The sequence below is a fragment of the Mucilaginibacter sp. GW821-FHT07G05 genome, from assembly GCF_059418565.1.
The window spans coordinates 96,313-120,489 of the sequence record NZ_JBWKQC010000007.1; the positions used below are offsets into that span (position 1 = coordinate 96,313).

Sequence of the window (24,177 nt, forward strand, 5' to 3'; positions counted from 1 at the left end):
TTCTTTGCCGCACTGCCCACCCCTGCAAAACGGGCAGAGCTTTGGGCTGGAACTTTTGCCCCTCCGCTCATTTCCCCACCCACATGCAACAAGTTCCTATGCCCGCCTTTGCGCTCATGGCCTCCAACGTTCTGCCCGTTTTCGTCCGAAGCTGTTTGCTGACGGGGAACTCGACCCATTTAAAAGCTATTTTAGAGACTACTCATGCGTGATTGACCAATTGCAATATCGGATTCACAGGCACATAACAGGCTCTTTAATATTTTCTATCTTTGCCTTGTATTATGAAATACCTGCGCCTGCTTTTATTCCCGTTTTCGTTGCTGTATGGCCTGGTGGTTATTATTCGTAACTGGTGTTATGATGCGGGCATTTTTAAAAGCTACAGCTTCAAGCTCCCGGTAATATCGGTGGGCAACCTTGAGGTGGGTGGTGCGGGTAAAAGCCCTATGACGGAACACCTCATCCGCCTGTTAAAAGATCAGCATAAAATAGCTACCCTTAGCAGGGGTTACGGTCGCGAAACCAAAGGCTTTATTGCATCAACAGCTGATAGTTCGGCTACGCAAATAGGCGATGAACCCGCGCAGTTCAAACAAAAATTTCCGGATATTACGGTTGCCGTTTGTGAAGATCGTGTAGAGGGCATCAAACAGCTTGCCCCGGCGCACGAACTTATTATCCTCGATGATGCTTATCAGCACCGCGCCTTAAAACCAGGGTTCAGCGTGTTACTTTTCGATTACCATCGCCTCAAAGAACCTCAATTACTGTTACCCGCGGGCAACCTGCGCGAGCCACTTGTGGGGCGCTGGCGTGCCGATGTTATTGTGGTAAGTAAATGCCCCGATCATTTAACTGCCGATGAACAGGCAGCTATGGCAGCTCGTGTAAAACCCTTTCCATTTCAGTCTTTATTTTTCACGTCGATTGCTTATCAACGTTTAAAAAACTTAAAGGGCGATGCCGTACAGCAGGTAATTGACGGCGATACTACTGTATTTATATTAACCGGTATTGCTAATCCCGCGCCTATGCTTAACTATATAGGGCAGCAAAGCAGGCATATCATCCACCATAATTATCCCGATCATCACCGGTTTACCTTAAAAAATATCAGTAAACTTGCTGATGAGTTTTCGGCCTGTACGGCACAAAAAAAACTGATCATCACAACAGAAAAGGACGCGCAACGTTTAGGTGAACAGGAACTTGCCGATCAGGTTAATAAACTGCCTGTACTGGTGCTGCCCATAGGCATAAAGTTTTTAAATGAAGGGCAACAGCAGTTTGATCAACTTATAATAAACTATGTTAGAGAACATACAACGTACGGCGGCGTACATTAAAAGCCGCATTGGCGATTTTGAGCCCGAAGCAGGTATTATTTTAGGTACCGGTTTGGGTGGCCTGGTTAAAGAAATTGAGGTTGAAAAACAGATGATGTACGCCAACATCCCTGATTTTCCTATTTCTACGCTGGAGTTTCATTCGGGCAAACTAATATTTGGTACGCTGGGCGGTGTAAAGGTGGTAGCCATGCAAGGCCGCTTACATTATTACGAAGGTTACAGCATGCAGCAAATCACCTTCCCGGTGAGGGTGCTAAAGGCATTGGGCATTAAAACACTGTATGTATCAAACGCCAGCGGCTCGTTAAACCCGGCCTTTAAAAAAGGCGACCTGATGGTAATCGAAGACCATATTAACCTGCAACCGCAAAACCCGCTGATAGGCCGTAATGAGAACGAACTGGGGCCTCGCTTTCCGGATATGAGCCAACCTTACCGTATCGACCTCATCAGCAAAGCGCTGGATATTGCTGCCGAACATAACATTACTTGCCACAAAGGCGTATATGTAGCCGTTACCGGCCCTAATTTGGAAACCCGTGCCGAATACCGTTACCTCCGCATTATAGGCGGCGACGCGGTAGGCATGAGCACCGTGCCCGAGGTAATTGTGGCCAACCACATGGGGCTGCCCGTTTTCGCTATATCGGTGTTGACTGATGAAGGGTTTCCGGAGGTATTAACACCTGTATCGTTAGAAGAAATACTGGCCGTGGCACAGGAGGCCGAGCCGAAACTTACGCAAATACTAAAAGAACTGATAGCCAATAACTAATGCAGGCAAGGCTCAAATATATATTACTACTACTGATAAGTTTATCGGTACAGGCTGCGTTTGCACAGTTCCCCACCCGGACTAACAACCCCAGCCAGTACCCCGGTCAGCGGCAGCCCAACTACATGCGCGATACCAGCACACGTAAAGCGGCCAAGCAGCTAACCGATTCTGAATTGATTGACACCCTGCGTAAACGCGAGGAAGAGAAGCACGATTCGGTAGTGTTCAACTCCAAATTCATCAAAATAACCAACGTAAACGCGCTGAACGATAGCACGCAGGTTTTCGCGCTGGATACCGGCCTGGTGAATTTTGAAAATTATAGTCCGCTGCACCAGCCGCGTAGTCCGCGTATTGGTTTGGGATACATTGGTGTGGCGCAAAGGCCTTTACTGTTTGAGCCTGCCAAAACTATTGGTTTTGATGTAGGCCTGCACGCATTAGATCCTTACCTGTTATCCGAAGAAAATATTAATTACTACAACGCCCGGGTGCAGTTTACCAACCTGTTTTATGTAGGCGGTGGTTCAAAGGTGCAGATGCTGAAGGTGATACATACCCAAAACATTAAACCCAACTGGAACTTTGGTTTCAACCTTAACTTTAATGGCTCAAAGGGATATTACGCTACCAGCAGCGTGCTCAAGCAAAATGTGAGCGATATGAGCGGTGCCTTGTTTACCTGGTACGAATCGAAAAGCAAGCGTTATAACCTGTTGGCTAACGTACTGATGAACAATCTTAAAGCGCCCGAAACCGGGAGTATCCTGAACGATTCGGTATTTACCAGCACCGCCGGGCGGGTATTTTTGAAAGATAATGCCACCGTGCGCCTGCCCAATACTTACGAGCAGTGGAAACAAACCACCTTGTATATTAAGCAGTTTTACTACATAGGCCACATTGATAGCCTTAATCGTAAAGATGGTAAAGACAGTTTGAGCACAACCAGCAGCGAGAACAGCAAGATATTGCCTACGCAGCGTGTAGCACACACATTTATGTTTACCAAGCGTAAGTATCATTTTATACAAAATGAGCAGGATGTTTATAACGTGTTCCCCGATTATTATTTCAGCTCACGTACCTCAAGCGATTCACTTACGGTAAACCACTTGCAGAACGATTTTTCGTACAGTTTTTACCTGCGTGGTAAATCGTTAAGTTTTGTAAAGAACGAAATGAAACTGGATGTAGGCCTCGTGCACGATTTTTATAACTACACCCAATTAGTTACCGATACAGCCGTAAACGAGTTTGGCGCACAGTACATCCGCAAAAACAAGGTGCAGAATACCATCTTCCAGAATGTTACCCTAAAGGGAAAGGCCAGCTACAAATTCAGCGACCTTGTGGTGCTTGAAGCCGATATTAAACAAATAGTACAGGGCCGCGATTTTGGTAACTTTTTGTACGATGCCAAGCTGATCCTATCGGGTGGTAAACGGGTTGGTAAGGTGATCTTCGGCGCGTATACCCAAAACAGTTCGGCACCGCTGGTGGCTACCAACTGGATAAGTAACCACTACATTTTCCATAACGATTTTAATAATATAAAAACTACCAATCTCTCGTTCAATTATGTGAACGAGGCCTTACAGCTCGACCTTAAAGCCGAGTACTTCCTGATTAATGATTACCTGTATTACACCGCCACGCCGGGCGCTAACGACGCGCATCCGGAGCAATTGGGCAGCGCCATTAACTTACTGAAAGTAAGTTTGGGTAAAAACCTGCAATGGCGCAGGTGGCATTTTGATAACTACGCCGTATATCAAAAAACAGATTATCAATCGGTATTACGTACGCCCGAGGTATACACCTACAGCAGTTTGTATTACGCTACGCCACTGTTTAAAGTACTTAATTCAAACATAGGGCTTACGGTGAGGTACAACACGCCTTACGTAGCGCCATCCTATGCTATAGGCCTTGGCCAATTCTACAACGGACCGGATGTTACTTTTACATCGTACCCCGTTGCTACAGCATTTTTCAAAGCTACGCTATACAGCGCCAACCTGTTTGTACAATATGATTACGCTAACCAAGGCTTGTTCAGCAAAGGGTTTTACACAGTTAACCGCTATCCCATGCAGGATGCCCTGTTGAAGTTTGGGGTGAGCTGGACTTTCTATCAGTAACTCTGGCGAGTCAGGAGACAAGAACATAGAGTCAAGAAATAAAAGTGTCAGACTCCAATATAGGAGGGAATATTAAATATTGTCATTTCGAACAAGGTACGAGGAGAAACTACTCTCTTGAGCGGTAGCGAAAAATCTTCTGCTCCGAGCAAGTAGCAGACATGCTTGATGAAGAAGATCTCTCACTGCGTTTCGAGATGACAAGTCGTCTTAAGAGCCTGCAGTCCGGAGCCGAGCGCAGGTATAGTAAGCAGCCATCTTGTATCCTGATTCTTATTTCTTGTCTCTCAACTCTTATTTCTTGACTCTATATTCTTGTTTCTTAACTCTTGCCTCTCTCCCATTACGTCTTCTGTTTCTTCTTATTCGCGGCCGGGAAGAGTACGTTATTCAGGATCAGTCTGTAGCCTGGTGAGTTGGGGTGCAGTTTAAGATCGGTTGGCGGGTCGCCTACGGCATGCTGGTAATCTTCGGGGTCGTGGCCGCCGTAGAAGGTCCACTGGCCTTTGCCGAAGTCGCCGTGGATATAGCGGGCTTCGTTGGCGGTTTTCATTTCGCCCATTACGGTAACGCCGGGCTTAATTACATTTTTGTTGAAAGCGGTGGTTAGTCCCATAAAACCTTTGATCACCTTATCATGATCTTGCGTAAGCATACTGGGCACCACATCGTACTTGGCCGAAAAATCAAACAGCGTAAAGAAATCGCGCGTGGCCTCCACATTACGGGTGCTGCTCACATCAATATCACTAAACTGGTGCGACATCGGGTTTACATCGATATGGAAATTCTGAAACGCGAAGGTTTGGCTGAAGTCAAGCTTGCTTTGCGCTCTGCGATCGGCCGCGTCACCATCAAACATCGCTTCACAAATATCGGTATTAGCGGCAGATAGCGCTATATCAAAGGTATCGGTACCGGCACACATGGCAAACAGAAAACCTCCACCTGCGCAAAACGTACGGATATTTTCGGCCACGGCCAGTTTCATTTGCGATACTTTTTTAAAGCCCAGCTTTTTGGCCATCGCTTCCTGGTTCTTCACATCATCCAAATACCATTGCGCATAACGGTAGGTGCTGTAAAACTTGCTGTATTGTCCCGTAAAGTCCTCGTGGTGCAGGTGCAGCCAGTCGTACTTGGGTAGTTCGCCTTTTATTACTTCTTCATCGTAAACAACGGTATAAGGTATTTCGGCATATTTGAGCACCAGCGTTACGGCATCATCCCATGGCAACTTGCTTTTGGGCGAATAAACGGCCATTTTGGGCGGCTTTTGCAGCTTTACTACATCCATGTTAACGGATGGATCGCTCACCTCGGTTAGTATAGAGGTAGCTTTGGCATCGGCAATTACCTGGTAGCTTACCCCGCGTATCTTGCATTCGTCCTCTATCTTTTTATCGTACTTCAGCATAAAGCTGCCGCCTCGATAATTCAATAACCAGTCGACCTCCTGCCCGTATTGCAACGACAAAAAAGCGATACCGTACGATTTAAGGTGGTCCTTCTGCTCCTCATCCATCGGTATTAAAATTGAAGCCGCCCTGGTTATAAAGGCCGAAAGCAGAAAGGCGATAGCTAAAAGATGTTTTGCAAGTTTGTAATTCGTCACAGGGTATAAATAGCGTGTATTCAAATGTAACGATTTATTATTTCAGGTATTATGGTTTTCCTTTAGTGATTGACGATCAGCAATTAGTGTTTTTCGATATTCGTGTCATCCTTTTTAACCTTTAAGGTTTAAGCTTTTCCCTTTCTCGTTTTTTATTACCTTTGCATCCTATTTTAAAAGAAATGAGTAAAGCGATAATTAAGACCGAAAAAGGCAACATGACTGTTGAATTTTACGAGAAGGATGCCCCTAACACAGTAGCTAACTTTAAAAAACTGGCTAAAGAAGGCTTTTACGATGGTATAGCTTTTCACCGTGTTATCCCGAATTTTGTGATACAGGGTGGTTGCCCGTTCTCAAAATCGCCTGAAACTGCTTACAAAGCAGGCAGCGGCGGCGCTGGTTACCATATTGATTGCGAACTTACCGGCGAAAACCAATATCACGAGCGTGGTGTACTTTCAATGGCACATGCAGGCCGTAACACCGGCAGCTCACAATTTTTTGTTTGCCACAGCCGCGACAATACCGCTCACCTCGACAGAAACCATACTTGCTTTGGTAAAGTAATTGAAAATGTTGATGTGGTTGATGATATTCGCCAGGGCGATAAAATTTTAACTATCGAAGTAATTGAAGATTAATTTGCTGAACAGCGGGTGTAACCAATAGGATTACACTCACTGTTCACTACTTACCATAAAACCATAATGAATTTATACGGAATAGTAGCAGTATCAGGCAAGCCGGGCTTATGGAAGGCTTTGGCGCAAAACAAAACCGGTTTTGTACTGGAAAGCCTTGATGCGCAAAAAACTAAAATGGTAGCCAACTTGTCGACAGCTAAAATGGCCGCGCTTGATGAGATCACCATTTTTGGTTTGGATGAAGATATTAAACTAAAAGATGTTTTTGAACGCGTAAAAGCTGCCGGCAGCGTACCCGATGCCAAAGCCGATGGTAAAAAACTTCGCGAGTTTTTCAGGGAAGTAGCCCCTCACCACGATGAGGAGAAGGTTTACGCTTCAGACATGAAGAAGATCATTACCTGGTATGGAATCCTGAAAGATATGCCATTCTTCAATGAAGAAGAAGCCGCTCCTGCTGAAACTCCTGAAGAAGCAACTCCGGTTGCAGAAGTTGCCGCCGAAGAAGCTCCTGTTGAAGAAGCAAAGCCTAAAGCGAAAGCTAAAAGTAAAGCCAAAAAAGCCGAATAATAGCAGGTTTAAAGTATAATAGAAACGCCATTGCAATTTTTGTAATGGCGTTTTTTTTGAGGGTATGTTGAGTGAAGTGCCTGTCGTTAGTTAGTTTTTCATTAGGAATGGTTGTGCTTTAAATGAACGTTAGTGGATGTTACTTTCTTTTTTCTCTCAAAAAAGAAAGTAACCAAAGAAAAAAGTCGCGGCTGCGCAAGGAACTATGTTTGAGTTGTGCTGTGGCAGGGCTTGTGCTATCCGTTCCTTACGATGCCGCATTTTGAGAGGTATTTACGGTAATGCTTTTGCATAATTTACCACAGCCGCCGCTTGGCTATAGCCAAGTGGCAACTATTACGCGGCGTCCCGCCGCAGTCCATACGTGCTACTTCAATCAGTAAGCTGAAAGCTTACGCCATGCCGGGTCACGAGTTATGCTGTGCTAAACTCGCGACAGCGGGGAGGTTAACTTTGACAACTTTTAAAAAGTTGTCAAAGTTAATAGCAATTAGCAGAAGCACGTTTCCCGTCAGCAAATAGCTTCGGACGAAAACGGGCAGAACTGTAGAGGCCATGAGCGCAAAGGCGGGCATAGTGAACTTGTTGCATGTGGGGAGGGAATGAGCGGCGAAGCATGGGGCAAAAGTTCCAGCCCCAGGTTCTGCATGTTTTGCAGCGCAGAGGCCTTGTGCGGCAAAGAAGCCTTTTGCTGGGCAAGGGTTTTGTTACTTTTGCCCTCAAAAGTAATGGGGCTCTGCGCCCAAGAGCAGACCAACGTTAATTACAGCACAAGCACAACCTAAGTAGAGATTGCTTCGTACCTCGCAGCAATGACAGAAAAGATCTGATACTTATAAAGAACACTCCGATTCTTCACACTTTTTACCACTAAACTCGGGTTCAAAGGTGCTGTGATTTATTTCGAGGTGTTCCAGTCGGTGACGGAGATCATGCTTGATGGCATCAAAACTATCAACAGCTTCCGGAGATATAACGAGGTGGGCAGTCAGCGCATTTTCGGTGGTGCTTAGCGCCCATACATGTACATGGTGCACATCGGTAACACCTTTGGTTTTTAACAGTTCGGCCTTTATTTTTTCAATGTCGAGCTCTTTGGGTACACCGTCCATTTCTAACCGCAGGCTATCCTTAAATAAGCCCCAGGTTCCGGTAAGTATCACAATGGCTATAACGATGCTCACCGCGCTATCCAACCAGTAAAAGCCGGTATAGTAAATAACAAGGCCCGATATCACCACCCCTAATGATACAATGGCATCGACTGCCATGTGCAGGTAAGCGCCTTTTACGTTGAGGTCTTTCTCCTTATCTTTCATAAAAAGCCAGGCCGTAAAACCGTTTATGGCAATACCTACCAATGCCACCCAGGCAATGGTGCCACCTGCCAGCTTTTCGGGGTGAATGAAGCGCATAATGGCCTCGTAAACGATAAAACCAATCGCCGCGAAAAGTATCACCGCGTTAAAAAAAGATACAATAATAGTGGAGCGTTTATAACCGTAAGTATAAGTTTTGTTTGAGCTTACCTTGGTGAGTTTATAGGCCAGCAATGCCAGCGCTAAACTGGCTACATCGCTCAGGTTATGCCCGGCATCAGTTAATAAAGCTAATGATCCGCTGTAGAAACCCGCGAAGGCTTCTACCAAAACAAAGCCCATGTTGAGGGTGATACCTACAATAAAGGCGGTATTTAAATGATCGAGCTTGGGAGCATGATCATGGTGATGATGCGAATGGTCGTGACCTGCTGACATAGTGGCAAGGTATAAATTTTACCTGAAAATCAATTAAATGCTTTAAGAATGATGATAAGGTTCGCCTTTAATAATAGTATAGGCACGGTACAATTGCTCAACAAAAAACAAGCGCACCATCTGATGCGAAAACGTCATCCGCGAGAGCGAGAGTTTATCATTGGCCCGTTGGTACACAGTGGCATCAAAGCCATACGGACCGCCAACTACAAAAATGATATTGGCCGATGAACTAACCGACCGCTTATTGATCAGCTCGGCAAATTGGGTGGAACTAAGCTCCAGGCCTTTTTCGTCCAACAGTATCACATGATCAAGCGGGGTGATCTTTTTGAGTATCAGTTCGGCCTCTTTTACCTTTTGTTGTTCCTGCGTGAGGGCTTTGGTGTTTTTAAGCTCGGGCAGGTCAACCATTTCCAGCTTGGTGTAATGCTTTAGGCGCTTAACATATTTTTCGATGCCTTCTTTTATATAAGCATCTTCGGTTTTGCCAACGGTGAGTAAAGTAATCTTCATAAAAACCTACAAATAAACGGTTATTTAAAATATAAGCCTTTATTTTACCGCTTTGTTTTTACAGATAATGAACAACGATATCCTAAACGATTACGCACAGCGGTCGGCAGCCGCGAAAAATGAGGCCGATAAGTTTAAAAAACTGGCCAATACCTACTCATTTTTAAGACTTGGTATTTTCGCATTGGTTATCGCCGCAGTTGCTGCCGGGGTAATGTACGATACCTTTACCATCATCGCCGTATCGGTAGTAGTGCTGATGCTGGCTTTCGCGTGGCTGGTGGCCAGGCAGGGCAAATTTGAACGCGAGCGCGATTATTATAACGATCTTGCTAAAATAAACGATAACGAGGCCGATAACATACGCACGTACGGCAACCTGTACGATAGTGGCGCACGTTTTATAAACGAAAAGCATTATTACACTGCCGATCTGGATATCTTCGGTAAGGCATCCCTGTTTCAACTCGTTAACCGTGCGGCTACTACACCGGGGAATGATAAACTGGCCGCATGGCTAAGCGCACCGGCCACTAAGGAGGTTATTTTACAAAGACAGGAAGCCGTTAAAGAACTATCGGCCAAAAACAACTGGAAGCTCGATTTGCAAGCACGCCTGTTATTTGCAGCCAATGCCGATGTAAACCAGTTAAAACGCCTGTTTAACTACCTTCATGTACCGCTTAATCTGCCCGGCGAAAAAGCATTGAAACGATATACGCTGATAGCTCCCTACCTGTTGTCTGCCCTGATCATAGCGGCCATATTTGTACCCCTGATAAAGCCATTGGCGGTAATACTGGCGCTGATCAATATGGGCATCGTATTTTCAAAGGCATCCTACATTAAGCAAACCGACCTGGTAGCCGGTAAAATTGGCGATACACTTTCTCGCTATGCCGTCGCTTTTAAAAAGGCAGAGGATGAGCAGTGGCAATCGGCATACAGCAATAATTTGTCGCAGCAGTTACGTGAGGCGCATACATCTGCACGTATTAATGAGCTATCACTGCTGATCAATAAATTAAATTATCACCTCAACATTATTGTGGGGGTGATACTCAATGTGTTTTTTGTGTGGGATATTAAGCAGATCATCGCTATTGAGCAATGGAAACGCGATAACGTGCACAATTTTGAAACTTCTTTTGAGGTATTGGCGGAGTTTGAGGCCTTAATAAGTATTGCAGGTTTGCATATCAATTATCCCGAATGGGCTATTCCGCAAATTGCCGATGGCGATGGCTACACACTTACCGCCAATAAAATAGCACACCCGTTAATTGCCCCGGGTAAAAGAATAGCGAATGACTATGCGCTGAATGATGCCTTTAAGGCCGATATCATTACGGGATCGAACATGGCGGGTAAGAGTACCTTTTTACGCACCATGGGCATCAATACGGTGCTTGCCCTTTGCGGTGCCCCTGTTTGCGCGGAAAGCATGCAGGTATCGGTAATAAACATTATCAGTTACATGCGAATCAAAGATTCGCTGAACGAAAGCACATCTACTTTTAAAGCCGAACTCGACCGCCTGCAAATGTTGCTTGGCGCGGTAGCAACCGAGCCAAAGGTTTTCTTTTTGATAGATGAAATGCTGCGTGGTACCAATTCGGTAGATAAATACCTGGGCTCGAAAGCGGTGATAGAACAACTGATCAGTAAACGTGCCGTAGGCATGGTTGCCACCCACGACTTGCAAATTGCCAAACTGGAAGAGAAGTATCCGGATTATGTACGCAATTTCTACTTCGATATACAGGTAGTGAACGGCGAAATGCTGTTCGACTATAAACTTAAACATGGCGAGTGTAAAACCTTTAACGCTTCGTTGCTGCTGAAGCAGATAGGCATTGAGATTAGAATCGAGAATTAAGAATCAGGAAACAGGAATTAAAGACGCAAGAGTTAAGAATCAGGAGACAAGAAAACGCTTACCTGCGCTCGTTTGCAACGAGTGCTTACCGTGGTCTTGCATCTGCGACGCTTCTTTGGCGATACAATCGCCAACCCATATTAAGCACTCGTTGCAAACGAGCGCAAGAAGATACAAAATCAAAAAAGCCGATCAGCATTAAACTGATCGGCTTTCGTATATAATCCTGATTCCGGATTCTTAACTCTTGTCTCTATCTAACAATTATCCCAAAAACGGGTACCTGTAGTCCTTCGGTGGATCAAAGGTTTCTTTGATGGTACGTGGTGATACCCAACGCAACAGGTTGATCATTGAACCGGCCTTATCGTTAGTACCCGACCCCCTGGCACCGCCAAACGGCTGCTGACCAACAACGGCACCTGTAGGTTTATCGTTGATGTAGAAGTTACCGGCAGCGTTGCGCAGTTGCTGCGTAGCTTTAGCAATGGCGTATCTGTCTTGCGATATGATGGAACCTGTTAACGCGTAGATAGATGTTTTATCTACAATGTCCAGTATCTCATCAAACTTATCGTCTTCGTATACATAAATGGTTAATACCGGGCCGAAAAGCTCTTCGCGCATGGTTACATAATGAGGGTCGTCAACCTTAAGCACGGTAGGTTCAATAAACCAGCCTTTGCTTTTATCGTAACCACCACCTGCTACCAGTTCAACACCTTCGTCGTTTTTGGCGGCATCAATATATTTAGCCAGTTTATCAAAAGAAAGCTCGGAGATAACGGCATTAACAAAATTGCTGAAATCTTCTACCGGACCAATTTTGAACGAAGCGATATCGCGCTGTACATTGGCTTTAACCGCAGGCCATAACGAAGCCGGGATGTAAGCCCTTGAAGCAGCCGAACATTTTTGTCCCTGGTACTCGAAAGCGCCACGTACTAATGCGGTACTTACCACATCAGCATCGGCGCTGGCGTGGGCAAGCACAAAATCTTTACCGCCGGTTTCGCCCACAATGCGCGGGTAGGTTTTGAATTTATGAATGTTGGTACCAATAGTTTTCCAAATGTTTTGGAATACACCGGTTGAACCTGTAAAGTGGATACCTGCAAAATCAGGGTGACTGAATATGATATCACCCGCAACAGGGCCATCAACATAAATAAGGTTGATCACGCCGGCAGGTAAACCTGCTTCGATCAGCACTTTCATAATTACATTGGCAGCGTATACCTGGGTATAAGCAGGTTTCCAAACTACTACGTTACCCATCATGGCGGCAGATGCAGGCAGGTTACCGGCAATGGCCGTAAAGTTAAATGGCGTAAGCGCGAATACAAAGCCTTCTAAAGGGCGTTGCTCTACACGGTTCCAGATACCTTTTGGCGATATAGGAGGCTGTTGCTCGTATATCTCCGTCATGTAATGTACGTTGAAGCGCAAAAAGTCGATAAATTCGCAAGCGGCATCAATTTCGGCCTGGTAAGCATTTTTCGATTGGCCAAGCATGGTAGCCGCATTGATTGTAGCACGGTACGGGCCGGCCAACAGATCGGCAGCTTTTAAAAATATGGCAGCGCGTTGTTCCCAGGCCAGGTTTTCCCAGTCGGCCTTGGCAGCAAGGGCTGCATCAATAGCGGCATGCACGTGGCTTGCATCGCCCTCGTGAAAATTAGCTAATAAATGTTGGTGATCATGTGGCGGACGAACTTCGACTAATTTGCCGGTACGTACTTCGTTGCTGCCAATGTACATGGGTATGTCCTCCACATAAGAGCGGCCTTGTTCGAGCGCGGCTTTAAGCGTAACGCGTTCGGGGCTGTTGGGACCGTAATTTAATACGGGCTCGTTTTGTGGCTTAGGGACGTTGAAAAATCCTTTAAGCATAGTATGATGGTCATTATTAATACGCCGTAAAGATACATGTAAATGTGCATATATGTAGCCTGCTGTTGTGGGCTTTGTGTAAAAAATGAAGAGATAAAATCAGGTTGTATAGACAGCCTTGGGGATGTAAGTTTTTAATAACTGCGTTGCTGAATGGAGTGAAGTATTTTTTTGTAAGTTGACATATAGCAAGAAGTGCCTCTTCTATCGCTCTTTGGCAAGCTACTAAAATAAATTTTTTGTGCTTGTGCTGTAATGTATGTCAGCCTGCTCTTGGGCGCAGTGCCCCATTACTTTTGAGGGCAAAAGTAACAAAACCCTTGTCCAGCAAAAGGCTTCTTTGCCGCACATGCCTTTACCCTGCAAATCGTGCAGAACTTAGGGCTGGAACTTTTGCCCCGCCGCTCTTTTCCTCCCCACATGCAACAAGTTCGCTATGCCCGCCTTTGCGCTTATGGCCATCACAGTTCTGCACGCTTTCGCCCGAAGCTGTTTACTGACGAGGAAGACAATTATTCACTTCTGACCATCACTAAATCCTCATAACTTACAACACACAACCTACAACACTCCCACTATTTCGTTCACATAATGAACAATCTATAAGTAATATCATGTATTTTTCACTTGAAAATACTTAACTTGCCATTTTAAGATTATATAACACGTACTATCATGACTGAGACGCTGGATATTCAGATAACCAAAACCACTCATTCCCGTTTGCAGGAAACGGATTTCGACAACCTGCCATTTGGTAAAATATTTTCAGACCACATGTTTGTGGCTGATTATGCCGATGGCGAATGGAAAAACTTCCAGGTCATTCCGTATGGCGAGATTGGTTTAAGCCCCGCAATTTCTGCTTTACATTACGGACAAGCATTTTTTGAAGGTATTAAGGCATACAAACATGCTGATGGCAAGGTGGTCATTTTCCGTCCGGATAAAAATGCCGAGCGTTTTAATAAATCTGCCGAGCGCCTTTGCATGCCAACCCTGCCCGAGGATATATTTTTACAAAGCCTTGCAGCTGTAGTTGATATCGACCGCGATTGGGTGCCTACGCAAGATAACCACGCCCTGTATATCAGGCCGTTCATGTTTGCTACCGATCCGTTTTTGGGCGTACAGCCATCGGGTACTTATAAATACATGGTATTAACCTGCCCGGTTGGTCCGTACTTTTCAAAAACACTGCGTGTTAAAATTGAAACCAACTTTACCCGCGCTGCCGAAGGCGGTATGGGCTTTGCCAAAGCTGCCGGTAACTACGCAAGCTCAATGCTGCCGGGTAAAACGGCGGTTGACGAAGGCTTTGACCAATTGATCTGGACAGATGCCCGCGATCATGCTTATATTGAGGAAATGGGTGCCGCTAATGCCATGTTCGTATTAGATGGCAAATTGGTAACACCATCTACCCAAAGCACTATACTAAAAGGCGTAACCCGCGATACTGTGATAAAACTGGCCCAGGAATGGGGCGTACCGGTTGAAGAACGTCGCGTTTCAGTAGCCGAAATTGTTGAAGGCGCCAAAAACGGTAAATTAACCGATGCATTTGGTGCAGGCACAGCCGCTACCATTGCCCCGGTTGGCTCTATCAGCTACAATGGCGAAGAGTACTTTTTAATTGACCCTAAAGAAAGAGAGTTCTCACAAAAAGTATTGAAAACATTGAACGATATCAAATACGGCGTTATCCCTGATACCCATGGATGGAATTTCCCGGTTGGTGAATAATTAACGATAAAAGATAAGTTCGTATACCTTATCAACTGTCATGCTGAGGTACGAAGCATCTGTCGTCTGACCTTATAAAGCGAAGAAGATTCTTCACTATGTTCAGAATGACAAGATTGAAATAAAAAAAGCTCTGAATATAATTCAGAGCTTTTTTTATTAATGGTTTTACTTCGGCAGTCGGTATTAAATAGTGCCCCCCCCTGCTATCGCGTTATCCCTACCCGCCCCCTCCAAGAAATAGGACTGTCAATCTAAGAATCGCTCAATATTGACTCACCCCGACATCGCTTCGCTCGTCACCCCTGCTCTGCTTCGCAAAGAGGGGTTTCTATATCTATTATTTTGTTTAGCCCTCTTTGCGGCAAAGCCGGAGAGAGGGTGGTCCAGCGAAGCGTAGACCGGGTGAGTTAGTTATGCGATTTGCTTTGCCGCAAGAGCCAATTTTAACTTTTCATCCTATAATTTGCCGATAATTTCTCCAAGGAGAGGGTGTTGAAAAGTTACGATCCTGTCATAGATTCTTCTTCTCCGTCAGCAAACAGCTTCGGGCGAAAACGTGCAGAACTGTGGAGGGCATGAGTGCAAAGGCGGGCATAGCGAACTTGTTGCATGTGGGGAGGAAATGAGCGGCGGGGCTATGCTTATCTCCGATAGATACTTCGTTCCTCAGCATGACAGTGGAGAGTGGTTGTGTGCCATCGTCATTTTCCTTCAAATTCCAAAAAGAATTAAAATTTTCGCAATGACACGATTTTATGTAAGTGGGAGAAGATTACTCTACAGAAACAGTCAACCCTTCTTGTTGTAATATTTTACGGTAGATCTCCATTTCAGTGAAGGAACCTTCCAGTACGGCGCACTTGCCATCGTTGTGCACTTTCCAGGCTATCTTTTCGGCTTGCGATTCCGAATAGTCGAGATACTTCATCATGCAATAAATTACATGGTCAAACGTATTCACATCATCGTTCCACAAAATGAGGCGGTGCATCTCTTTAAGCCCGGCCAGCAACTCTTCAAGTGTAAATGTTTCTTCCTGTACTTCGGTTGGCATAAGTGGCGCAAATTTACCAAAAATTATTAAACTAAATGGCTTAAGCGCTACTAATGTGCGGTTTTACATTTACTGTACTTTGTACCGGTATACCTTGCGGCCCAATACGCCGTCGCTGTCTATCCCTTCAACCACTACCTTGTAAGTGCCTTTGCCATCGGCATTATAAAAATCGAACGCGGCATTGCCATTTTCATCGGTAATTATGTTGGGGTTCCAGTAGATGGTAGTACGCAGATCAAGCAATTGCTGGTTACGGCTCATGCTTTCGTTATCATATTTGGGCGAATAAAATTCGCGTGCCAGGTAATAGCCTTTCGGCGAATAAGGGACAAGTCCCGGAGCATCCCAGCGTGACGGATCATACCTACCGCCATCACCCCTTTTGGTGGTAATGATAATTACACCACCCGCTCCGCGCGAACCATAAATGGCTGTGGTACCGATGGTACGCAATACCTCAATGGTTTCAATATCGGGTACCGATAAACTGCTTAACGCGTCACTTTCCACGGGAGATCCATCAATCACTATGGACATCGGGGTATTTTGGCTCCGTGTAGAATACGGCACCCCCTGCTTAAATATCACCCCTACTAATCTGCCCTGCAAACACATATCCAATTGCGGACAGCCCACACTAAGATCCTTGGCGGTGAGCACCTGGTCGGCATTGCCCGAGCCATTCATGTTGGACGAATTTTTAACGGGCGACTCTTTCTTTTGCCTGATGTTTACTTCTTTCAGCAAGATAGTACGGTTGCCTACGCCGTTTTTAACCTGCCAATCGTACCAGCTTTTATTATTGTGTAAAAAGCCGTTCATGCCCTCGTTGAGGTTAATGTTCACATCCGGCGCGTTCTTGTTTTTGGTGACAGCTTGCAGCTTGGTATTATCCAGTTCAATTTTCACCCCGGTTTTACCCTCGGCGGTACGTACCTGCACTACCAGTTTTGCGCTATCTTTAAACAGCAGGTTGGTAAATTTAAAGTGGCCATTAGCATCGGTAACCGTATCGCGGGTAAACAGGTTACCGGCTGTGTTAAATATGGTTACCGGGCCTTTTACCACGGGCTTACCTTTAAAGGTGGCCGTGCCCGATAGTTCAAGTGTTTTTTCGGGATGATATACTTCCGGGGCTGTGCTGCCCGCCAGTACCTGTTTCCACTCAAACCTGCGGAAACCTTGTGTAAGCATCAGCACATCTAAGTCGGCACGTGTTTTATCGCTCACATTAGTGAAATAATAGTTAGGCTTTTCAACATAGCCCTTAATGTTTGAGGTAAGCAATATATCCGAAAATATGGTATGCTCGGCGGCTTCTTCCATCGGTACACTGGTTTCATCAATAACCGCTACCGAAAATATGCCTTGCAGGGGCTTGTCCTCCTCATCTTTCGAACTCAGGTTCAGCTTCACATGCTCACGGGTTTTGTATACCTGCTTATCAGAGGTAACATCAAGCTTTATCGAAAATTTATTTTGAATGAACACCAAACGCTCGTTCAGCGGTTCGCCGGTTGCAGAGAAAAGTGTGAACTGTATAGTGCCCGACGGGAAACGACTTTTAGGGATCATGGTTACAAAGCTTTTCTCGCCCGACCGTCCTTTGGCGGCATAGTACAGCTTACCATCCGACTGCCCCACCAGTGAAATTATCCCAGGATCGCCGGGCAGGTTATTCTCTACCCTAACAATTAAACGATTGGCATCGCGCGTGTCAATATTAATTACATAGCCCTGCGGAAGCGCTTTCGGCAAGTCAACCGTCGCTTCTGATCCATCAGCATAAGTAATGTATGCTTTATAGGTATGCCCGGCCTGCGGGGTAAGGTTAAATTGCCCCATACCTAAATGGACTGAAGCAAAATTGGCTACAACCGCATTCTGCTCATCCTTAATTACCCCTTTTATATCTTTACCCAAACCATCGGCACCTGTCGCCTTAAAGGCCACTACCGAAGCCAGACTATTTACAAGGTTACCGCCTTCGGGGAAAAACTGCACATCAACCTTGGCCGATGCCGCTTTTACAATCACCGTTTTGCTTACCTTCTCTTTTTTATCGATACTCACCTGGGTAACTATTTTACCCTGTCCGCTTAAAAATGGCGGTTTGTTATCAAAACTAAGTGTGAGGTTACCCTTATTATCGGTGATACCTTTACCGCGGTCTACCCGCTTACCATCGTACTCTACCTGGTAACTTACTTCTTTAGCAGCGTAGGGCGCACCCTCAATATCGGTGTAATTAATAATGGCATTTACTTTTTGTACGCCGTTAACGGTGGTATAGGTATAATCTGTTTTGGTGAATACCTTATTGCTGATAGCGTTTACAATGTTGATGGTGCGGTCGAAAAAGTAATCTTCGCCGGCATTGCGCATGTAGTTGGTGTAGGCACGTACTCGATAGTTCCCTTCCTTAATGGTATCGGCCAGTGCGAAATCGCCCCAGGCAAGTCCGCTTATTAAAGGCAGCTTTACGCTTTGTTCTACTACATCCTTATCGTTAATAAGATCAACATTTAAAATACCGCTTAAGCCCGAAAGCTGATGGGTACTGCCGATAGTTACGTACGATTTAAACCAAATGGTATCACCCGACGCGTAATAGGGCTTATCTAAATGCAGGTAAACTTTTTCGGGCGGATTATCACTGAGCCATTTTTCGAGCTGTGCCGCTATTTTTTGTATAGGGTCGTCATCTGCCGTGCTAAAGCTAATGGTTATAACAGCACACAGCATGGTGCATAATAAGGCAAGGGTTTTACGGTAGCTCATTCTCAGGTAAATAATGAGCCTAAGCTACAAAAAAGCCTTTATCAATTAAATAAAATAGCTGTTACATCAACAAGTTTTACAGTGTGGTTTCGTCAGAATTTGTTCTTCCACATCATGCTTTCAACCGGGCGGGTGGTTGGGTTGTTGTATTTGGCGTTAGCCTTGGTATTGTACAGTGTTTCTATCTCGCCTTCTACCACAAAATAAATTAACTGACCTACGGGCATGCCCGCGTAAATTTTAACAGGTTGTGTACACGATATTTCCAGCGTCCAGGTGTTACAAAAGCCAACATCGCCTTTACCGGCTGTGGCATGAATATCAATACCTAACCTGCCGGTGCTTGATTTACCTTCCAAAAAAGGAATGTGTTTATGTGTTTCGGTATACTCAACGGTAACACCCAAGTACAGGGTATTGGGTTGCAGCAAAAAGCCGTCCTTGGGGATCTCGAAAGAAGTGATTTCGTTGTGGAGCTTGGCATCCAGCACCCTGTCTTTATAGGTGGCCAGGTATTTACCCAAATGCACATCGTAAGAGTTGGTACCGAGGCAGTCGCGCCTGAAGGGTTCAATAATTATATGTCCTTTATCAATTTCTTCGAGGATGCGCTTGTCGGATAATATCATTTCTTTTGATGAGCTCTGTTCGGCTAAATTATCATTATTTAACTTAAGCGCAAAAGGTATAATATCAACAACTATCAGTAACCTACTTTATGGATGCTGGCGTTGCCCTGGTGCGATTGCTTAATTTCTTTTTGTACCGGGTGCCCCTGCCCTGCAATGATCTTATCAACCTGTTGTTTCCGGCACGATTCGGTGATGGCGAGGGCTATTAAAATAGTTACGGCTGTATATAACTTTTTCATTCTTTTACTTATTGTGATGGTTATTACTACTATGACGGAAGTTTACCCGCGTACGTTACATGGTGCAGAAAATTTATTATGCAAAAAAGCCAAGCATATACTCTGGTTAACTACATGATTAGCTTGGCCTTGAAACAGGGCATCAACAATAATTTGCAATTTCACTTTTACGATACGTATCTTTGTAAAAATTACACGTGTCATGGTAACTAAGTTGACATTAACAGTAGAAGAGAGCACTATTAATAAAGCTAAATCTTATGCCAAACACACCGGCAGAAGCTTATCTGAATTGGTTGGGAATTATCTTGAATCTTTAACCGAAGAGCATACAAATACTGAAACATTATCACCGAAACTCAAAAAAATTATTGGAGCAGTTAAACTTCCGCTCGATTTTGACGAGAAAAAAGAATTAGATGATTACCTCAAAAATAAGCACCTATGAAAACGGTGTTTGTGGATACTAACATCCTGATCGATCTTCTTGCCGATAGAGCCCCTTTCAGTAAATATGCCATTGCGTTATTTGACTTGGCCGAAAGAAAAAAGGTTAAGCTATACACATCATCGCATGCTTTCGCCACTACTCATTATTTATTAAAGAAGTACATGCCTGAAGCCGACCTGAGAAGTGTATTACTCTCATTGTTAGATCTTATTGACATCATTGCAATCGACTTACCCGTTATCAGGAAAAGTTTATTATCAAAACACAAAGATTTTGAAGATGCTATACAAATAATCGCGGCCGGAACTATTGATCAACTGGATTTTATAGTGACCCGAAATATAAAAGATTTTAAGGATGCTGGAATAACAGTGCTGCCACCGGATGAGTTGTTAAATAATTTATAATCACGCCGGATGAAATCAAGTATTTAGTTAGTGTTAAGCCGCTGATATTATTACTGCACAAATGATAATAATTTGATTTAATTTTGTGCTGCATTTTGCACCTTTACTTTATGGCTATAGCATACAGGCAACAGATTGATGATGATACTGAATTTGCCCTCTGGAAAATTGAGGAAACTGCTGAGGACCTGTATGTTCAGTTACAGTTAAACGACGAAGAAAAAGCCGTTGTTGAAAAACTGGGCACCAATAAACGCCACCTGCACTGGTTAAGCACACGTGTACTACTGCGCCACATGCTCAGCACCAACGAGTACATTGATTGCCAGGTCGACAGCCATGGCAAACCTTACCTTGTTAACCATCCGTACCAGATCTCGTTCAGCCATTCGTTTGATTTTGCCGCGGTGATGATCAGCAAAAAATATCATGTGGGTATCGATATTGAACTGGTGAAAGAAAAGGTGGAGCGTATAGCCCATAAATTTATGAACCCGAATGAGCGGGGCTTTATCAGCGAAGAGCGTAAAATTGAGGAACTGTATGTTTGCTGGTGCGCCAAAGAGGCTATCTACAAATGTTACGGACAAAAAGAAGTTTCCTTTTTAGATAACATCCTGCTGGAACCCTTCCGTTTTGAAGGACATGGCGTAGTAGATGCCAAACTGCGTAAAGGTAATGTAGCGATAGATTATACCGTAGGCTATCAGCAATATGAAGATTACATGATAGGTTACGTAACAGAATATAGTGTATGAAGAATAAGAAAGTAATTTTTCAGGATTGGGGCCTTACCGATTACCAGGTGGCCTGGGACAGGCAGGAGAAACTTTTTGCCGAAACCGTTGGCCTGAAAACAGAACTGCGTAACCGCCTGGTAGCCGCCAACGATGATTATGAGGAAACTACCCTTACCCCAAACTATCTTGTTTTTTGCGAACACCCGCACGTATACACCCTTGGTAAAAGCGGCAAGCCCGAACATTTACTGCTTGACGAAGCGGGACTGAAAGCCAAAAACGCGGTTTATTACCCTATTAATCGTGGCGGCGATATTACCTATCATGGTCCCGGGCAAATTGTAAGCTACCCGATACTCGACCTTGATAATTTTTTTACCGATATACATTTATACCTGCGCACTTTAGAAGAAGCCGTGATATTAACCATGGCCGAATTTGGACTAACGGCAGGCCGCTATCCTGGTTTTACAGGTGTGTGGCTGGATGCCGATAATGAGCGTGCCCGTAAAATTTGCGCCATGGGCGTACGTTGCAGTCGCTGGGTTACTATGCATGGGCTGGCTTTTAATGTAAATACCGATCTGGATTACTTTAAAAACATTGTGCCCTGCGGTATTGATGATAAAGCCGTAACCAGTATGCAGGCCGAACTTGGCGAAATAGTTGATATTAATAAAGTTAAACAAATCCTTAAACATCATATTTCCGTACTTTTTGGTATGGAGATGATATGAGGATAGTACATTTTATAATAGCGATAACCATACTTAGCGGGTGCAGCAAAACAAAGCTGATGCCCTTGCGTCAAAACATGCCTGTGGCCAATAACGATACAATACCCAAAGCTACCGATACCGGCACGGTTACCTACCTTGCCCTGGGCGACTCGTACACCATTGGCGAAGCCGTACCTGCCAACGAAAACTTTCCGAACAGGCTTACCGCCGTGCTGAAGCAAAACGATTACAATATTCAGCCACCCGTAATTATTGCCCGCACCGGGTGGACCACCAATGAACTCATAGCTGCCATCAAACAAAAAGACATCAAAGACAAGTTCACTATTGTAACCCTGCTTATTGGCGTTAACAACCAGTACCGCGGTTACAATATCGATACCTACCGTACCGAATTTGTGCAGCTGCTTAACACGGCTTTAAACTACGCGGGCAACAATAGCAAGCACGTATTTGTGGTTTCTATCCCTGATTATGGCGTTACGCCGTTCGCTTCCGGGTCGGATACTAAAAAAATTGAGAAAGAGATAAACGCCTACAACGCCATTGCCGAAGATGAAGCAGGCAAGGCTGGTGTAACGTTTGTTGATATTACCCAAATATCGCGCAACGCGCTTTATGATAAAGCCTTAGTAGCCGGCGATGGTTTGCACCCATCGGGTAAAATGTATTCCGAATGGATCAATAAACTGGCACCTGTTGTCGCCAAACACCTCAATAGCAAATAGCCTTTATTAACACTCCGGTAAGCTGATCGGGATGTTTACCGCCAGGCCGCCGTCGGATGTTTCTTTGTATTTGGAGTTCATGTCCTGCGCGGTTTGCCACATAGTTTTAACCACTGCATCCAAACTTACTTTGGCATTATCGGGGTTGCTTTGCAGCGCAAGCTGCGATGCCGTGATGGCCTTTATAGCACCCATGGTATTACGCTCTATGCAGGGTACCTGTACCAACCCGCCGATAGGGTCGCAGGTTAGGCCGAGGTGGTGCTCCATAGCAATTTCGGCGGCCATCAATACCTGCCTTTGCGAACCGCCCAAACACTCGGTTAATGCCGCAGCTGCCATCGCCGAAGATACGCCAATCTCTGCCTGGCAACCGCCCATAGCAGCCGATATGGTAGCTCCTTTTTTAAAGATGCTCCCAATCTCCGAAGCGGTATAAATAAACTGGGCTATCTTTTTATCCTCGTAACCATCACAGAAAGCGATAAAATAGTGCAGCACTGCCGGTATCACTCCCGCGGCGCCATTAGTTGGCGCGGTAACCACACGGCCGAAAGAAGCGTTCTCTTCGTTTACAGCCAGCGCGAAACAACTTACCCAATCCAGTATGCTTTGAAAGGTGCAGCCGGTTTCACGTACCACTGCTATCCATTCATCATAATTGCTGTAGCTATGACCTGCGGTTAATCTTCTGTTAAGGTTGATGGCACGGCGGGCTACGTTAAGTCCGCCCGGCAATGAACCGCCGGTATGGCAGCCGCGATAAATACACTCACGTATCACGCGATATATATTGAGCACACCGTCGCGGGTATCGTGCTCGCTGCGCCAGGCCAGTTCGTTTTCCATTACCACTTCCGAGATCTTCAAACCGGTTTTCATGCACCAGTGCAGCAGGTCGCCGGCTGTTTCTACCGGGAAGGGCAGGTCAACTTCGGCTTTGGCATTTTTGTCTTCACCTTCTTTTACCACAAAACCACCGCCTATTGAATAATAGGTAGCAGATACGGCCTTACCTGTACTTAAAAAAGCCTGAAAAGTTACACCGTTGGGATGAAAGGGCAGGCTTTCATTAAACAGGAACAGCAGGTCGTCGTCGGTATAAAAACTTATTTCTTTTGTACCGCCCAATTCCAGCTTATGCGAACGGGTAATATGCGCTATTTTAGAGTTGATCTTATCTACCTCAAAGGTTACGGGGTCATCGCCGCTAAGGCCGAGCAAAATGGCAATATCGGTGCCGTGGCCACGGCCGGTTTTGGCCAGTGAGCCGTACAGCAATATCTTGATGCCCGCCACCAACGGCAACGCATCGGTATCGCTTAATAGCTGTACAAATTGTTGCGCCGCCCTCCACGGACCAAGCGTATGCGAACTCGACGGGCCTATGCCTATCTTAAACATATCAAAAACCGAAATTTGCTCTCTTTGCATTGCTTGCAAAATTAAGCATAAAGGGCTATAAAATTTTTAATTAAAGGTTTTAATATTTGAAATCGATT

The 24,177-nt window shown here is 45.0% G+C and carries 21 protein-coding genes; 12 read left to right on the forward strand and 9 right to left on the reverse strand.

Going from position 1 to position 24,177, the window contains the following annotated elements; translation table 11 throughout:
• The first annotated feature begins 284 nt into the window (after positions 1–284).
• Genes lpxK through AC07NA_RS17925 form a run of 3 tightly spaced genes read left to right on the forward strand, consistent with a single transcriptional unit; the run spans position 285 to position 4,274 of the window.
• A complete protein-coding gene (gene lpxK / locus AC07NA_RS17915; RefSeq protein ID WP_494898966.1) occupies positions 285–1,349 on the forward strand; it encodes a tetraacyldisaccharide 4'-kinase in 1,065 nt (354 codons plus the stop codon).
• Positions 1,312–2,127: a purine-nucleoside phosphorylase gene (locus AC07NA_RS17920; protein WP_345212536.1), complete on the forward strand. Its 816-nt coding sequence runs from the start codon at positions 1,312–1,314 to the stop codon at positions 2,125–2,127. Before lpxK ends, AC07NA_RS17920 begins: the two co-directional genes overlap by 38 nt.
• Positions 2,127–4,274 carry a putative porin gene (locus AC07NA_RS17925; RefSeq protein ID WP_494898967.1) on the forward strand — a complete coding sequence of 716 codons (2,148 nt, stop codon included), beginning with the start codon at positions 2,127–2,129 and terminating at the stop codon, positions 4,272–4,274. The genes AC07NA_RS17920 and AC07NA_RS17925 overlap by 1 nt, the downstream gene beginning before the upstream one ends.
• Before the next feature lie 343 nt (positions 4,275–4,617).
• On the opposite strand, the gene AC07NA_RS17930 is transcribed toward AC07NA_RS17925, so the two are convergent.
• On the reverse strand, positions 4,618–5,799 hold the full coding sequence (locus AC07NA_RS17930; RefSeq protein WP_345212609.1) for an asparagine synthetase B: 1,182 nt from the start codon (positions 5,797–5,799) through the stop codon (positions 4,618–4,620).
• 272 nt (positions 5,800–6,071) lie between these two features.
• On the opposite strand from AC07NA_RS17930, the gene AC07NA_RS17935 reads away from it, so the two are divergent.
• Both AC07NA_RS17935 and AC07NA_RS17940 read left to right on the forward strand, forming a co-directional pair.
• A complete protein-coding gene (locus AC07NA_RS17935; RefSeq protein ID WP_345212538.1) occupies positions 6,072–6,533 on the forward strand; it encodes a peptidylprolyl isomerase in 462 nt (153 codons plus the stop codon).
• Positions 6,534–6,599: 66 nt separating this feature from the next.
• Entirely contained in the window at positions 6,600–7,106 is a 507-nt protein-coding gene (locus AC07NA_RS17940) for a DUF5606 family protein (protein ID WP_494898968.1), read from the forward strand.
• Positions 7,107–7,939: 833 nt separating this feature from the next.
• Here the strand turns inward: AC07NA_RS17940 and AC07NA_RS17945 are convergent.
• Together AC07NA_RS17945 and rlmH are read right to left on the reverse strand one after the other, a co-directional pair.
• Complete coding sequence (locus AC07NA_RS17945) at positions 7,940–8,863, reverse strand: cation diffusion facilitator family transporter (RefSeq protein ID WP_345212540.1); 924 nt, start codon at positions 8,861–8,863, stop codon at positions 7,940–7,942.
• Between the two features lie 42 nt (positions 8,864–8,905).
• Entirely contained in the window at positions 8,906–9,379 is a 474-nt protein-coding gene (gene rlmH, locus AC07NA_RS17950; protein WP_494898969.1) for a 23S rRNA (pseudouridine(1915)-N(3))-methyltransferase RlmH, read from the reverse strand.
• Between the two features lie 67 nt (positions 9,380–9,446).
• On the opposite strand from rlmH, the gene AC07NA_RS17955 reads away from it, so the two are divergent.
• Positions 9,447–11,258 (forward strand): MutS-related protein, encoded by a 1,812-nt coding sequence (locus tag AC07NA_RS17955; protein WP_494898970.1) that lies wholly within the window; start codon positions 9,447–9,449, stop codon positions 11,256–11,258.
• Between the two features lie 264 nt (positions 11,259–11,522).
• Here AC07NA_RS17955 and pruA read toward each other — a convergent pair whose 3' ends face one another.
• A complete protein-coding gene (gene pruA / locus AC07NA_RS17960) occupies positions 11,523–13,151 on the reverse strand; it encodes an L-glutamate gamma-semialdehyde dehydrogenase (protein ID WP_494898971.1) in 1,629 nt (542 codons plus the stop codon).
• A gap of 675 nt (positions 13,152–13,826) precedes the next feature.
• On the opposite strand from pruA, the gene AC07NA_RS17965 reads away from it, so the two are divergent.
• Positions 13,827–14,897: a branched-chain amino acid aminotransferase gene (locus AC07NA_RS17965; protein WP_494898972.1), complete on the forward strand. Its 1,071-nt coding sequence runs from the start codon at positions 13,827–13,829 to the stop codon at positions 14,895–14,897.
• 775 nt (positions 14,898–15,672) lie between these two features.
• On the opposite strand, the gene AC07NA_RS17970 is transcribed toward AC07NA_RS17965, so the two are convergent.
• The 4 genes from AC07NA_RS17970 to AC07NA_RS17985 form a co-directional block, all read right to left on the reverse strand.
• Positions 15,673–15,954 (reverse strand): ATP-dependent Clp protease adaptor ClpS, encoded by a 282-nt coding sequence (locus tag AC07NA_RS17970; protein ID WP_345212545.1) that lies wholly within the window; start codon positions 15,952–15,954, stop codon positions 15,673–15,675.
• Positions 15,955–16,023: 69 nt separating this feature from the next.
• On the reverse strand, positions 16,024–18,738 hold the full coding sequence (locus AC07NA_RS17975) for a TonB-dependent receptor plug domain-containing protein (RefSeq protein ID WP_494898973.1): 2,715 nt from the start codon (positions 18,736–18,738) through the stop codon (positions 16,024–16,026).
• Positions 18,739–18,830: 92 nt separating this feature from the next.
• Positions 18,831–19,367 carry a dCTP deaminase gene (dcd, locus tag AC07NA_RS17980; RefSeq protein WP_494898974.1) on the reverse strand — a complete coding sequence of 179 codons (537 nt, stop codon included), beginning with the start codon at positions 19,365–19,367 and terminating at the stop codon, positions 18,831–18,833.
• Positions 19,368–19,441: 74 nt separating this feature from the next.
• On the reverse strand, positions 19,442–19,609 hold the full coding sequence (locus AC07NA_RS17985) for a hypothetical protein (protein WP_494898975.1): 168 nt from the start codon (positions 19,607–19,609) through the stop codon (positions 19,442–19,444).
• A gap of 202 nt (positions 19,610–19,811) precedes the next feature.
• On the opposite strand from AC07NA_RS17985, the gene AC07NA_RS17990 reads away from it, so the two are divergent.
• From AC07NA_RS17990 to AC07NA_RS18010, 5 genes are all read left to right on the forward strand, one after another.
• Positions 19,812–20,057 (forward strand): DUF6364 family protein, encoded by a 246-nt coding sequence (locus tag AC07NA_RS17990; RefSeq protein WP_494898976.1) that lies wholly within the window; start codon positions 19,812–19,814, stop codon positions 20,055–20,057.
• The gene (locus tag AC07NA_RS17995; protein WP_494898977.1) at positions 20,054–20,467 is read left to right on the forward strand and encodes a type II toxin-antitoxin system VapC family toxin; all 414 of its coding nucleotides are present in this window, start codon (positions 20,054–20,056) and stop codon (positions 20,465–20,467) included. Before AC07NA_RS17990 ends, AC07NA_RS17995 begins: the two co-directional genes overlap by 4 nt.
• A 110-nt stretch (positions 20,468–20,577) precedes the next feature.
• Positions 20,578–21,225, forward strand: a complete 648-nt coding sequence (locus AC07NA_RS18000; protein WP_494898978.1) for a 4'-phosphopantetheinyl transferase family protein — start codon at positions 20,578–20,580, stop codon at positions 21,223–21,225.
• Positions 21,222–21,944: a lipoyl(octanoyl) transferase LipB gene (gene lipB, locus AC07NA_RS18005; protein ID WP_494898979.1), complete on the forward strand. Its 723-nt coding sequence runs from the start codon at positions 21,222–21,224 to the stop codon at positions 21,942–21,944. Before AC07NA_RS18000 ends, lipB begins: the two co-directional genes overlap by 4 nt.
• Complete coding sequence (locus tag AC07NA_RS18010; protein WP_494898980.1) at positions 21,941–22,675, forward strand: SGNH/GDSL hydrolase family protein; 735 nt, start codon at positions 21,941–21,943, stop codon at positions 22,673–22,675. The genes lipB and AC07NA_RS18010 overlap by 4 nt, the downstream gene beginning before the upstream one ends.
• A gap of 6 nt (positions 22,676–22,681) precedes the next feature.
• Here the strand turns inward: AC07NA_RS18010 and AC07NA_RS18015 are convergent, their stop codons facing one another.
• Positions 22,682–24,109 carry an L-serine ammonia-lyase gene (locus AC07NA_RS18015; RefSeq protein ID WP_494898981.1) on the reverse strand — a complete coding sequence of 476 codons (1,428 nt, stop codon included), beginning with the start codon at positions 24,107–24,109 and terminating at the stop codon, positions 22,682–22,684.
• Positions 24,110–24,177: the final 68 nt, after the last annotated feature.